Source organism: Alkalimarinus coralli (assembly GCF_023650515.1).
GTDB classification, from domain to species: Bacteria; Pseudomonadota; Gammaproteobacteria; order Pseudomonadales; family Oleiphilaceae; genus Alkalimarinus; species Alkalimarinus coralli.
The window spans coordinates 3,642,569-3,654,389 of record NZ_CP096016.1; the positions used below are offsets into that span (position 1 = coordinate 3,642,569).

Annotated in this window: 15 protein-coding genes and 1 riboswitch; of the genes, 7 read left to right on the forward strand and 8 right to left on the reverse strand. The window is 45.6% G+C overall.

Features of this window, described 5'->3' with window-relative positions:
* Nucleotides 1-34 precede the first annotated feature (34 nt).
* Nucleotides 35-1,213 (forward strand): tryptophan synthase subunit beta, encoded by a 1,179-nt coding sequence (gene trpB, locus MY523_RS16290; RefSeq protein WP_250658837.1) that lies wholly within the window; start codon nucleotides 35-37, stop codon nucleotides 1,211-1,213.
* Between the two features lie 220 nt (nucleotides 1,214-1,433).
* Here the strand turns inward: trpB and MY523_RS22015 are convergent, their stop codons facing one another.
* On the reverse strand, nucleotides 1,434-1,619 hold the full coding sequence (locus MY523_RS22015; RefSeq protein ID WP_338021775.1) for a type II toxin-antitoxin system RelE/ParE family toxin: 186 nt from the start codon (nucleotides 1,617-1,619) through the stop codon (nucleotides 1,434-1,436).
* A 469-nt stretch (nucleotides 1,620-2,088) separates the two neighbouring features.
* Here MY523_RS22015 and MY523_RS16295 point away from each other — a divergent pair, with 469 nt between their 5' ends.
* Entirely contained in the window at nucleotides 2,089-2,379 is a 291-nt protein-coding gene (locus tag MY523_RS16295) for a type II toxin-antitoxin system RelE/ParE family toxin (protein WP_250655738.1), read from the forward strand.
* 14 nt (nucleotides 2,380-2,393) lie between these two features.
* Nucleotides 2,394-2,684, forward strand: coding sequence for a HigA family addiction module antitoxin (locus tag MY523_RS16300; RefSeq protein ID WP_250655739.1), 291 nt, complete (start codon nucleotides 2,394-2,396; stop codon nucleotides 2,682-2,684).
* A gap of 246 nt (nucleotides 2,685-2,930) precedes the next feature.
* On the opposite strand, the gene MY523_RS16305 is transcribed toward MY523_RS16300, so the two are convergent.
* Nucleotides 2,931-4,247, reverse strand: coding sequence for a sphingomyelin phosphodiesterase (locus tag MY523_RS16305; protein ID WP_250655740.1), 1,317 nt, complete (start codon nucleotides 4,245-4,247; stop codon nucleotides 2,931-2,933).
* Between the two features lie 305 nt (nucleotides 4,248-4,552).
* Nucleotides 4,553-5,617, reverse strand: coding sequence for an RNA-guided endonuclease InsQ/TnpB family protein (locus MY523_RS16310; protein ID WP_250655741.1), 1,065 nt, complete (start codon nucleotides 5,615-5,617; stop codon nucleotides 4,553-4,555).
* Between the two features lie 21 nt (nucleotides 5,618-5,638).
* Between MY523_RS16310 and tnpA the strand changes: the two genes are divergently transcribed.
* Entirely contained in the window at nucleotides 5,639-6,055 is a 417-nt protein-coding gene (gene tnpA, locus MY523_RS16315; RefSeq protein ID WP_250655742.1) for an IS200/IS605 family transposase, read from the forward strand.
* A gap of 85 nt (nucleotides 6,056-6,140) precedes the next feature.
* Here tnpA and MY523_RS16320 read toward each other — a convergent pair whose 3' ends face one another.
* Nucleotides 6,141-6,821 carry an energy-coupling factor ABC transporter permease gene (locus MY523_RS16320; protein ID WP_250655743.1) on the reverse strand — a complete coding sequence of 227 codons (681 nt, stop codon included), beginning with the start codon at nucleotides 6,819-6,821 and terminating at the stop codon, nucleotides 6,141-6,143.
* Nucleotides 6,822-6,855: 34 nt separating this feature from the next.
* A riboswitch (cobalamin riboswitch) is annotated at nucleotides 6,856-6,998 on the reverse strand.
* A 196-nt stretch (nucleotides 6,999-7,194) separates the two neighbouring features.
* Between MY523_RS16320 and MY523_RS16325 the strand changes: the two genes are divergently transcribed.
* A complete protein-coding gene (locus MY523_RS16325) occupies nucleotides 7,195-8,523 on the forward strand; it encodes an MATE family efflux transporter (protein WP_250655744.1) in 1,329 nt (442 codons plus the stop codon).
* Nucleotides 8,524-8,547: 24 nt separating this feature from the next.
* On the opposite strand, the gene MY523_RS16330 is transcribed toward MY523_RS16325, so the two are convergent.
* From MY523_RS16330 to MY523_RS16340, 3 genes are all read right to left on the reverse strand, one after another.
* Nucleotides 8,548-8,766 (reverse strand): DUF3185 family protein, encoded by a 219-nt coding sequence (locus tag MY523_RS16330; protein WP_250655745.1) that lies wholly within the window; start codon nucleotides 8,764-8,766, stop codon nucleotides 8,548-8,550.
* 224 nt (nucleotides 8,767-8,990) lie between these two features.
* Complete coding sequence (tehB, locus tag MY523_RS16335; RefSeq protein WP_250655746.1) at nucleotides 8,991-9,557, reverse strand: tellurite resistance methyltransferase TehB; 567 nt, start codon at nucleotides 9,555-9,557, stop codon at nucleotides 8,991-8,993.
* A gap of 248 nt (nucleotides 9,558-9,805) precedes the next feature.
* Nucleotides 9,806-9,982, reverse strand: coding sequence for a zinc-binding dehydrogenase (locus MY523_RS16340; RefSeq protein WP_256470533.1), 177 nt, complete (start codon nucleotides 9,980-9,982; stop codon nucleotides 9,806-9,808).
* A 122-nt stretch (nucleotides 9,983-10,104) separates the two neighbouring features.
* Here MY523_RS16340 and MY523_RS16345 point away from each other — a divergent pair, with 122 nt between their 5' ends.
* On the forward strand, nucleotides 10,105-10,323 hold the full coding sequence (locus MY523_RS16345) for an addiction module protein (RefSeq protein WP_250655748.1): 219 nt from the start codon (nucleotides 10,105-10,107) through the stop codon (nucleotides 10,321-10,323).
* Nucleotides 10,324-10,617: a type II toxin-antitoxin system RelE/ParE family toxin gene (locus MY523_RS16350; protein ID WP_250655749.1), complete on the forward strand. Its 294-nt coding sequence runs from the start codon at nucleotides 10,324-10,326 to the stop codon at nucleotides 10,615-10,617.
* Nucleotides 10,618-10,799: 182 nt separating this feature from the next.
* On the opposite strand, the gene MY523_RS16355 is transcribed toward MY523_RS16350, so the two are convergent.
* Nucleotides 10,800-11,750 (reverse strand): NAD(P)-dependent alcohol dehydrogenase, encoded by a 951-nt coding sequence (locus tag MY523_RS16355; protein ID WP_250655750.1) that lies wholly within the window; start codon nucleotides 11,748-11,750, stop codon nucleotides 10,800-10,802.
* Nucleotides 11,751-11,821: the final 71 nt, after the last annotated feature.

Here is an 11,821-nt window from a genome sequence, read left to right on the forward strand (position 1 = left end):
AATCGGAGGGATCAACGTGTCACTTAACGACAACATGCCAGACCAGCGCGGATATTTTGGAGAGTACGGCGGCCAGATCGTGCCTCCTGAGCTGCAAGCCGTCATGAATGAAATTGACCTGGCCTATGAAGAAATCCGCAAAACCCAGGAGTTTCAAGATCAACTTTCTGAGCTATATGCAAAATATGTTGGACGACCCAGCCCAATATTTCACGCTAAACGCCTGACAGAAAAAGCAGGTGGCGCGCAGATTTTCTTAAAACGAGAAGACCTGAACCATACCGGTGCGCATAAAATCAATCACTGCCTCGGTGAAGCCCTGCTCGCCAAGTTCATGGGTAAAACCAAAGTGCTGGCAGAAACGGGCGCAGGTCAGCATGGCGTCGCATTAGCCAGTGCCTGCGCGCTAATTGGCATTCCCTGCGAGATTCATATGGGGGCCATCGATATTGCCAAAGAGCACCCCAATGTTGTGAAGATGAAAATACTGGGCTGCAAAATAGTCTCTGTTGATCGAGGCACGCAAACACTGAAAGATGCGGTAGACAGTGCATTTGAGGAGTACCTGAAAGACCCTCAAAACTACTTCTACGCGATAGGCTCAGTGGTTGGCCCTCACCCCTTCCCCAAGATGGTTCGCGATTTCCAAAGTATTATCGGCAAAGAGGCCCGCCAACAGTTTCAACAACAAAATGGCCAACTGCCTGATGTGGTGATGGCCTGCGTAGGCGGTGGCTCTAATGCAATGGGTATGTTCAGTGCTTTTTTAGACGATGAGAATGTCGAGCTGGTGGGTATTGAACCGGCCGGCAAAGGTTTGGATACCCCTGATCATGCAGCCACAATGACCCTCGGTACAAAAGGGGCTATTCATGGTTTTGAATGCTTAACGTTGCAAGATGAAAATGGTGAACCGTTACCCGTATACTCTATTGCATCGGGCTTGGATTACCCAGGCGTTGGCCCGCAACACTGCCACCTGAAAGACATTAAGCGGGTTCGTTATGAAGCCATTAATGATCAGGAGTGTCTGGATGCGTTTATATCGCTTTCCCGTTGCGAAGGGATTATTCCGGCACTTGAAAGTGCTCATGCTGTAGCTTACGCAACAAAGCTTGCTGCAACATTTCCTGCAGACAAAACCATTCTGGTCAACCTGTCTGGCCGGGGTGATAAAGATGCAGATTTTGTTGCCGAGAAGTTAGCACTATAAATTGGAGGCCTTGTTCAGCAAACTAAGTGGAACCAAGCCTCACCTAAATACCTGCTGACAGGCTATAGCTATCCACAAAATAGACCATTGAAGAGTCTTTTTTGTGGATGGATCACGTTGGTCTTATCACTTGTCTGAGATTAGCGGCTAATGAACTTGCACCTGCTACAGACGATATCCTGACCACCCCAAATAGCCATTATCTCTACAACCTGGCCATTTATTCGGTAGTAAATACTATCTGAAGAGTATGGCATCGCCTGTAACCTGGTCGAATATGATCAACTGACTGGTAGAGATACGGGTTGAGGCTAATTTTTTCGAACATGCTAAAAAAGCCATGATAATAGCGATCTGCTTGTGACTCACCGTATTCTTTGAATTCATATGCATAGATCCGTTTCAAGTCTCTTTCACATTTGAAGATATCTTAAATTCAAACATGGACTATTTCAGTTCAGATTTAAATTCAGCCAATATCTCTGAAGCACTTTGATCAGTAAAGCCGCTTTTCTCAGCGTCCTCTAATTTTCTATTAGTTGCTTCAGCTCTTTTAGCACTGCGAATTAAATCGTTTATCAATTCGCTTTTGCGGGAATAGTCTCGTATATGATCTACCTGATTTCTCAACCATAAGTCATTTTGACTTGTTAGGCTAATACTTTTGTCTGGGCATCTTATACCTCATTTCGTCTGATGCAGTTAAGGTGCAATTATGCACCAGAACAGAATCAGGCGTAGTATAACTTGTTTAGAAAGTGTCGATTACTAGCTCAGTTAACAGCTTTGCTACGCGGCTTCACCGCTCCACAAATCGACCAAAAGTGTTGGCTCTACATATTGCATGAATACCGTGTATTCGTTAACATTTATAAATGATCATTTCCTTTGGCAATAAAGCGACATCAGACCTGTTTAATGGTGTTTCTAGTCGTTGGGTGCGAAAGCTGCCTAATCAGATACATGAGTTGGCCTTGTATAAGCTTGATGTTATCAATGCTGCTCAAAACCTTGATGACCTTAAGTCGCCTCCTGGAAATAGACTTGAGCTGCTCAAAGGTGACTTAGAAGGTTTCCATAGTATTCGTATTAATTCTCAGTGGCGTATTGTATTTCGCTGGGATTCTAATGCAGCTCATGATGTTCAAATAGTGGATTACCACTAAATACGAGGTAAATTATGATTCCTTCAAATCGTATAGCAACACATCCAGGAGTTATTCTTCTCAAGGAGTTTCTTGAGCCTCTTGAGGTAACTCAAAAAGCATTGGCGCTACATTTAGGTGTTCCTGTACAACGTATAAATGAAATAGTGCGTGGTAAGCGTGGGGTTACTCCAGAAACAGCGTGGCTATTATCAGAGTCTTTAAATACATCTCCTGAGTTTTGGCTTAATTTACAGTCAATTCATGACTTATCAGCGAACCGGCCTGAAAACCACATTCAGCCACTCGTTGCAGCAGGCATATAACTAAGTAATCTTGCAGCCACTTCAGCTCTGGATTGCTTTTAACGATGGTACTTCAGGCGATATAGACTTAAAGGCGCTTTAGAAGCACTCAGTTTTTAACTTTGAGGGATATTGATGTTTTTCTAAAGTTTTCGTTGGTTCTTGGCTTGGGACAGAAGCCTGGCCAGCTTGTGCCACCGACTTTAGAGAGCTAAAAAAAACGGCTACCAAATCACTTTGATAGCCGTTTTGTTTTGAACTAACAGATTATTGCACAGGAAATACAAACTCACTCGCAACCGGGTAATGATCTGATAGGTCCCAAGAAGTAAAGTGGTCAGACTCGATACTACGAGGCACCAGCATCTTGTTGTGAGAGTAGATGGGAGCCTGGTGCTCATTTGAGTACAAGACATAGTCCAGATACTCAGTATACTGGTCATCAGCGTATACGTTCACAGGCCCTGCGTAAGAGTGAGGGTATTCACCCAACGCCATTGGCTCAGTAGCATTCATCAGCGCCAAGAAGTCGTAATGCTCTTGAGGAAAATGAATTTTATCCACATTAAAGTCACCCGCCATCAACACAGGCTCACTGGCAGGAATATTTTTACTGTTAATAAAGGCCTTTAGTTCCGCCAATTGAGCAAAACGAACAGCGATATCATCCGGCGTTGTATACGCGTGAGTGTGGGTGCCAAACAGGTTATATATTTTTCCGCCTTTGTTAATCTTCGCGTAGTTCATGCCTTTGGATGCCAGGCAGCCATCTGCACGGCAGGCACTGTACACGGCATCATCATGTTCAATAATAGGGTGACGGCTGGCGATAAACGAACCACCTGTTAATAGCTTACCAAACTTAAACGGAATGTCTGTCAGGTAGGGGTACTCTGCACTAATTTTACTGCGAAAATGTGCCGTTAATGCAGGGTCAAACAGCTCCTGGAAAACAATGGCATCATAGCCCTGAACAATCTCTTCAGCGATGGTATCAAGGCGGGCATGGGTGTTTTTACTTTCAATGCCGGGTAATAGCGCCCAGGTATTGTATGTCAGCACTTTAAAGTTATTGCTGGCCGCTTCTCGGGTTTCAGTCTTCCAATCATTATTGATCACGTAGTAAATATCATCACCTGCGGCACGGGCATACTGAGAACGAAACGCTAAGGTTGAGTCTTTACCGTCAAAGTTCATTGGAATCTTGTGGATATCCCGATCATAGTGCCAAGGATCATTTTCAGCCGAGAGCCACATTTTACTAAATGTCATGGTGCCTACCAGGCTCTGCTGAAGCTCAACTGAATTAGTCGCTCCCTGAACCGTTGTCGTAAAGTAGTAAGTCTTACCCCACTTGATTCCCTGATCACGGTTATAACGAAGAAACTTAACCGTGGCTAAAGGCGGTACAGTATTGGCCAACTGCTCCCATTCGTTGCCATGGGTAATGTTATTGTGACCCGTCTGCACGGTATTCAGCGTCAATGTTTCCATCGTGCTGTTAGTGAGGTAGACGTACGATTCAGCCCAACTGATCGTCGAGATCAGAATGCTGAAGATAAAAAGCGATATTCTACTGCGCATGGGAGCTGCCCTTCTAAGTTAAAGTCCGTCGAATATAAATTCGAATTATTATTATTTCATGACGCTTCTGTTACTAAACGACATCTAGATTTACTGGCCGTATTTTAAAGACAAAAAAAATAACATGAGGGACAGAACGCGTCATAAAGAGGGACAAATTGCGCAATTGTGAACAGGTAGTCACTAATTTATTGAGGCGCTGCCAGGGCAAAAAAAGCCCCACCTGCTGATGGGGCTTTATTGACTTCTCCCCTCCGTAAACGAAGGGGATTCTTAGGGCCATTACAGCCCTAAGACTAGGGCGACTACGGAGTAGTCGCTACCTTTCCTTCCGCAAGACGGTGTAGCCCCACCGCAAGAATGTTCTTGGCTGCATTAATATCTCGATCATGCGTAGTGTTACAAGCACTACAAGTCCATTCTCTTATTCCAAGTCCTGTCCTACCTTTCGGACTGCTGTCGGGTATGACCGCGCAGCACGAACAGGCTTGGGTTGTATATGCCTCGTTAACTTCATCAAAAACAATACCTGCGTGATCGCACTTGTATTCCAGTATTGTTTTCATCATGCCCCAGCCAGCATCTAGCACTGACTTGGCTAATTTTGTCTTAGCGAGACCCTTACTTGATACATTCCCGACAAAGACGGCTGCATTCTCTTGTACAAGTTTCGAGGTGTACTTATGAATACCATCTTTACGGCGGTTTACTATTTTGGCGTGGATCGCCTTCACCCGCTTTTTGTTACGAGCGCGTTGAGCTAGACCCAGCTTCGCTTCAAGGGTGCGATAGTTACGACCAAGCAGCTTGTCGCCGTGGGAAGACGTAGCCGCTTCTTTACAGCCCAAGTCGATACCAACAGCTTGTGTGCCTGTTGATTGCTCCGCTTCAACATCGACTACGACATTGAAGTACCAGCGTCCACGAGCGTCTTCGCTGAAACTGGCCGAACGGAACTTGTATTTCGACAGGTCGTAGCTGTCCCAAATCTTGAAGTGGTGGCCGTTGTGGAATACTTGGCCGTTTTTCCATTTAGACGCGCCCGTCTTGATCGGTATCCAGCCGAGTGAGCGGCGAACACCACCAGACTTGCGCCAGTTCAGCTTGGCCTTTTTGAATTGCTTACGACGGGTAACGTATTCTTTGCCAATCTCTTGAACCGTGTGGCTGTGCAAGCCTAACAGCTTGCCAGCGCCATCGGTGTACTTCTGCAAGTCATAGGCTGACATAAAGACACCACGCTCTTTGACCGAGCGGAGGCTTAGTTCGTTGAGAAAATTCCACACATAGTTAACTTGCCGAGCCATTTGGCCTAGCAAGTATGCGTGGTTATCTCTTACACGAACTCGGAGTGTCTTTGTCTTTTTCATAGAGTTGAGTATAATTGGTCTATGAAAGAAAACAAGCCTTATCGAACAGGTAGAAACTGTGTTTTTATGCTCCATGCACACTTGGTCTTCGTGACCAAGTATCGGCATGTTGTCTTTAATTCCGCTCATTTAGAAACGCTGCATGAACTGTTTTTAGTCGTATGCAAAGAGTTCGATGTTGAGCTGGCAGAGTTCAATGGTGAAGGAGACCATGTTCACTTGTTAGTGAACTTCCCGCCCAAAGTCTGCTTATCAAAATTGGTTAATAGCTTGAAGGGGGTATCCAGTAGGAAATTGAAATTGCATCACCCCGAGCTAATAAAATCAGCCTACATGAAAAATGCTCTTTGGAGTCCCAGCTACTTTGCGGGAAGTGTCGGTGGTGCACCTATCAGTGTGGTTAGGCAATACATCGAGCAACAAAACAGCCACCATTAAACCGCGAAGCGGTTTCCGTTATCCTTCCCCGCCCTAAAGGACGGGGCATGGCGCGAATTTTAGTCAGAGTCGATAGCCGGCTCTATTATGCGGCTTTTTCAAACAATCGTTTCTCGAAAAACCGACTGCTTTGTAGCGGGCCAACAGCCTTGGCGATGGCCAGTACCGCCAAATCTACCAGCGGTTCAAGCACAATAACGGAGGTGTATGCCAAGCTGAATGTTGCGACGGCATTGAGGTTTTCAGCACTAAAGCCCCCGCCATATAGCGCCCAAAAAGCAACCCATGCAATGATTCCTCCCTGATAAGTCAGAGAAAGTCTCAAAGTTTGCGAATACGTAATATCCTTATAGGCCACATTCGCCGGAATTATTTTCCGGGCAACCATATTCATACCATACAAAGGCACCAACAATGTAGTGACATTCATACCATACTGCGGCAAATCAAAAGGCGCCATGAAAATACCCTGTATCAGCAACCCTGCCGCCAAGCCAATAGCCGCAGGCGCTACGCCCAATATCAATAACAAGGTTGAACCCAAAATAAGGTGAACCTCAGAAACCCCGACCGGGTGATGAGGCAACACCTCAAAGAAAACAAAAACACTCAGTGTTGCCAACAGGCTTTTTACCAGCAGTTGCTTAAGACCGCCCTGCCTAATACTTTCATAACTTACTTTGGCCAATACACCTACGGCCAACAATGCGGTTCCATAACTCAGGGCGATTTTCGTGCCTTCAACGACACCGGGTTCAATATGCATAATAAATTCCTTAGTGGCTATTCCGATCCGAATAGATTGCAGTGAACACCAAGCAGGTACTCTGGCTTGCACTCTTTGATCCCCATAACGGCGATAACTCATCGAGTGCTTACAGTTGCGGCGGCAGCGACGGACTTTAACCGGTCTTCCCCTTATACTTGGTGCGGCTAAGTTATTGACTCACCAGATGGCCGTCAACTCGTTTTCGACATTTGAGACAATATGTCGCAGCCATGGTGTAGAAAAAGCCACAACGGTAGACCTTAATCACTCAACCTCTATACACAGTTGCTAATCGCGCTTACCCCTCCCGCCTTGATTAAGATAAACTGGCGATTCTCTTGTCTCTATAAATAATGCGACCAAAGCAAAAATGACTAACCTGGCAACCGATACATCTCTGGCTAAAACACTCTTCCACATGACTTGGCCAATGCTTTTTGGTGTGCTGTCTTTGATGAGTTTTCAACTGGCCGACAGCGCCTTCATTGGTCAACTCGGGGTCGCACCACTTGCAGCAGTTGGGTTTACCGTGCCGATGTACCAGCTCATTATCGGCGTGCAAGTCGGGCTTGGGATAGCAACCACCGCCGTTATATCCAAAGCGCTGGGGGCCGAGCAGACAGAGCATGCCAAACAACTTGGCGGGCTGGTGGTAATAATTGGCGCAGTGGCTATTTCCATTCTCTGTTTAATCCTCTGGTTTTCGCGAGCCACCATACTTGAAGTGTTAGGCGGCGAACCTGAGCTGCTTGCAACCCTGTCACTGTACTGGAAACCCTGGCTAATCAGCGCCTGGGTAGGGGCAATGCTTTATTTTGGCTACAGCCTATGCAGAGCGCACGGCAATACTATGCTACCGGGCATTACCATGGTGGTGACCAGCCTGCTAAATATTGCGTTAGACCCTTTATACATATTTGTGTTTGACTGGGGGCTGGCGGGGGCACCCTATGCAACCATTACCTCATTCGCCATTGGCGCGTTAATCGTCTACCCAAAAGTCATCTCGCACCAGTGGTTAGCGTTCAAGTTTCAACCGGGCACTATTCCATCGTCTATCAAACAATTAGCGAATATCACCGGCCCGGCCATGCTCAGCCAGTTTATGCCATCACTCTCGGCGATGTTTGCCACTGCCTTGGTTGCGGCCTACGGAACGGCCGCTGTTGCTGCATGGGGGTTGGGAACACGGCTGGAGTTTTTCTCAATCGTCATTGTGCTCGCCTTAACCATGTCAATGCCGCCAATGATAGGCCGATTTTGGGGGGCAAAAGACTTGGAGAGTATTCGCCAGCTGGTTAACATCGCAATTAAGTTCGTGCTGCTATGGCAGCTTGCCATCGCCATCATTTGGCTGCTGCTTTCGGACAATATCACCAGCCTGATGACGACCGATTTATCCGTTGCCGAGGTACTGCAACATTACCTGTTAAAAGTCCCCTTTAGTTACGGTGCGTTGGGGCTCTGTATGATCATGGTATCGGTATGCAACGCCATGGGGTTACCGATGCGAGCCTTGCTGATTTCTTGCCTGAGATTGTTCCTTTGCTACTTACCGCTGCTATGGATTGGTAGTCAAATCGATGCGTTAGACGGGTTGATGAGTGGCGCGCTGGTTGGCAACCTGGCTGCGGGGTTAATGGCGTGGATGTTATATCAGAAAGGGTTTAAAAAGGCGCTTGAGAAGCACCCTTCATAGGGTGCCTAACAATATTGGAACTATCTATTTTCTAAAAAACAGATACATTCCAACAACCAGGCTAACCGCTCCGCCGATGCCGGTATACATCACCTTATCCGAGTGGGAGCCAGTCAATGCTGATGTAAACTGGTTGGCTGCAGAACCAGACATATCATACGCCCAAAACAACAAACCAATACCAAACACCAATAATGTCAGCGCAATTATTTTTGGTATGGGGGTATTTCCACTTAAAGCCATTATATTCTCTTTCTATACACCAGTTAATTCAACTCAGATCCATACTTTGTCATGAAATATTCAATGGTGCAAAAGTTAAGATGGAAGGTGAGACAGGAAGTCATTCTTGTTCACTATAAACATGAGGTTGGAGCCAAGCAAGCGACCTGCATAGGCTCCCGCCTTCGCGGGAGTGACAATGGATACGGAAAATCAAACGCGATAACGATGATATGGTTTTTGTTTTAGCCAGGTTTCCGCGCTAACATGGTCGCAAACTGCAGTTGCGCACCATTGTGCATTGTACCTATATCTTCATTGTACTTTATCAGCTCCCAGCCTTCATAAGCCTCACGTAACTGCCCTGCTTTCAGGGTAAAAGGGAAGCGAACCGGGCATGGGTGCTCTTCCGTACTCATGGCACAAACAATCAGGTTATATCCGCCAGCGAGAGTACGCTCTTGCATATCGGCAATAACCGCATCAACACGAGCAGGATCGAGAAACATGAGAGTTACGGTACAAGCAATAAACCCATAGTCCACACCAAGGCAGGCATTGTTAATATCGTACACCTGAGCCTTAACATTGGTCATCTTCTCTTCACTGACAATGCTTTGCAGCATATCAATGGCACCAGGGTTAGCATCTACCGCAACAACATTAAACCCGAGTTGGCCGAGATACAACGCATTACGCCCATTCGAACACCCCATGTCTAACGTATCGCACGGCTCAATAATTTTACACGCATCTACCACTTCACTATGCGCAGAATTCAAGCCGTAACGGCTATTTAGATCAACAGTCATGGTAACCACTTTTTTTGAAAAATGAGGGTCATTATTTTACTACTAATATTGCTTAATTAAATTATGAATATAAATAAATCAGATGATTAGCTCGTGGGGTGATGAGGTGAAAACCCTATTTGCCTCTCACTCCGCACCGGCCTGATCCGACACAGAAATCGTTGCTTACTTTAACTAGAAAGACTCCCTTAAAGCCCTGATTAATACTGAGGCTTTAAGGGACGATGCAATATTTGAAGAGTAAACACCTATCCCTTTACATCAATAATAATCTTACCCCTTGCCCTGCCCGTTCGGCTGTAGGCATAGGCGTCTTCCAGCGCAGGCAAACCAAAGTGACGGTCAATCAAGGTCTTTAATTGGCCTGTTTCTCTTAGTTGAGCGAACATTTCTAAACACTCGGCAGACGCAGATGCGCTGATCAAATGGGTTCAAGCTGGCATGGTTTCTTCTATCAGCACTTCGCGATCTACGGGAGTTGGTTTGGCAAAGAAAATTAGGCCATGCTACTATATACTTAGTTTGAAACTTTATTTGGATTAGTCGCATGAGTATTAAGCAAGTACTTGAAAGTACAAAACATTTAAATAGTAGTGAAAGAGCTATGCTTGCTCATTGTCTGATTTCATCTTTGGATTCTACCCAAGACCAGGGTGTAGAAGAAGCTTGGGGTAAACTAGCAGAAAAACGTTTTCAGCAGCTGGAATCTGGTGAGGTTAAAGGAGTGTCTTGGAGTGAAATAAAAAAGGACACAAGGGGAGAGTAATTGAAAAACCTCATTTTTCACCCGGATGTGAAAGACGAAATTAAAGCTTATTATCAATGGTATGAAGAGCAAGCAGTTGGTTTAGGTGACGACTTATTACAAGAACTAGAGAGTTCTTACGAAATACTTTCAGAATATCCAGATACTTGGCCAAATTTTCAAACAGGGTTTAAAAGATACTTACTATCAAGGTTTCCATTTTCGGTAATATATAAAAAGCATTGCAATCAAATATACGTTGTTGCAATTATGCACAATAAGCGTAAACCCGGATATTGGCAAGATCGAAAATAATCGGGTGGCCGAGGGTCTCTAACCCTCAGTCCCCCACAATACACTGCATGCAGCTTCACACAAGGTATTTCACATAGGAATAAAGCAAAAGAGTCATAAGCAACAAGATCAGATTTAGACTCGTGGTCACCCTTTCCAGCCGTGCATTAAGCGCCAAATAAACCTCTTCTACACATAAACACCTATCCCTTTACATCAATAATAATCTTACCCCTTGCCCTGCCCGTTCGGCTGTAGGCATAGGCGTCTTCCAGCGCAGGCAAACCAAAGTGGCGGTCAATCACGGTCTTTAATTGCCCTGTTTCGCTTAGTTGAGCGAACATTTCTAAACACTCGGCAGACGCAGATGCGCTGATCAAATGGGCTTTTTGATTTTGCTGATTGCTGACACCTTTTGATTTAGTCTTTTTAACTTCAAAGAAACTCTTAACGTTAGGCATCGTAGTAATGTAGTGGCCTTCTGGAACCAGGATATCGGAACACGCACTAAGGCTATGTTTACCCACGGCATCAAAGACGATGTCATAGTTGCCGGGGAGCGTTCTAAAATCTTGCTTTTGGTAGTCAATGACATTATCTGCACCCAGCGACTCAACAAGTTCAACATTGTTCCCACTACAAACACCGGTAACATTAGCGCCTGTCGATTTTGCCATCTGGACTGCATAACTTCCTACACCACCCGATGCACCGATAATCAGTACATTTTTATCCGCTGAAATTTCACCCAACTGTAATGACTGCCAGGCTGTGGTGCCAGCCAAAGGTACACCTGCTGCTTCGGCAAAACTCATGTTGCCGGGTTTAAGGGCGACCGTGTTCTCATTGGATACGGCATATTCGGCAAAGCCTCCCCCCAAGGTATAACTAAGGTAGCTATAAACTTCATCACCCACTTTAAACTTTGCAGCGTTCTTCCCTACCGCGGCGACCGTCCCCGCAACATCTTTGCCCTGAACGATTTGTTTAAAGGGGTAGAACTGTAAAATTTTGAAGAGCTTCCAGTCGATAGGGTTCAAACTGGCATGGCTCACCTCTATCAGCACTTCGTCATCTGCGGGGGTTGGCTTGCTGGTTTCACCGTAGGTCAAAACAGATTTTATACACTTACGTTGTGTGAATACCGCTTTCATGTGGGAACCTTTATTGACTGATGCTCAAATTAATTGACCATCAAGTATTTCATACATGGCTAGAGTCGTTG

Excerpts from the sequence above, each read along its gene's own strand:
- tnpA (WP_250655742.1), top strand. The coding sequence starts at position 5,639 with ATGAAAGAAAACAAGCCTTATCGAACAGGTAGAAACTGTGTTTTTATG.
- MY523_RS16320 (WP_250655743.1), bottom strand. The coding sequence starts at position 6,821 with ATGCATATTGAACCCGGTGTCGTTGAAGGCACGAAAATCGCCCTGAGT.
- MY523_RS16300 (WP_250655739.1), top strand. The coding sequence starts at position 2,394 with ATGATTCCTTCAAATCGTATAGCAACACATCCAGGAGTTATTCTTCTC.
- MY523_RS16330 (WP_250655745.1), bottom strand. The coding sequence starts at position 8,766 with ATGGCTTTAAGTGGAAATACCCCCATACCAAAAATAATTGCGCTGACA.
- MY523_RS16295 (WP_250655738.1), top strand. The coding sequence starts at position 2,089 with ATGATCATTTCCTTTGGCAATAAAGCGACATCAGACCTGTTTAATGGT.
- MY523_RS16305 (WP_250655740.1), bottom strand. The coding sequence starts at position 4,247 with ATGCGCAGTAGAATATCGCTTTTTATCTTCAGCATTCTGATCTCGACG.
- MY523_RS16345 (WP_250655748.1), top strand. The coding sequence starts at position 10,105 with ATGAGTATTAAGCAAGTACTTGAAAGTACAAAACATTTAAATAGTAGT.
- MY523_RS16325 (WP_250655744.1), top strand. The coding sequence starts at position 7,195 with ATGACTAACCTGGCAACCGATACATCTCTGGCTAAAACACTCTTCCAC.
- MY523_RS16355 (WP_250655750.1), bottom strand. The coding sequence starts at position 11,750 with ATGAAAGCGGTATTCACACAACGTAAGTGTATAAAATCTGTTTTGACC.
- trpB (WP_250658837.1), top strand. The coding sequence starts at position 35 with ATGCCAGACCAGCGCGGATATTTTGGAGAGTACGGCGGCCAGATCGTG.
- tehB (WP_250655746.1), bottom strand. The coding sequence starts at position 9,557 with ATGACTGTTGATCTAAATAGCCGTTACGGCTTGAATTCTGCGCATAGT.
- MY523_RS16310 (WP_250655741.1), bottom strand. The coding sequence starts at position 5,617 with ATGAAAAAGACAAAGACACTCCGAGTTCGTGTAAGAGATAACCACGCA.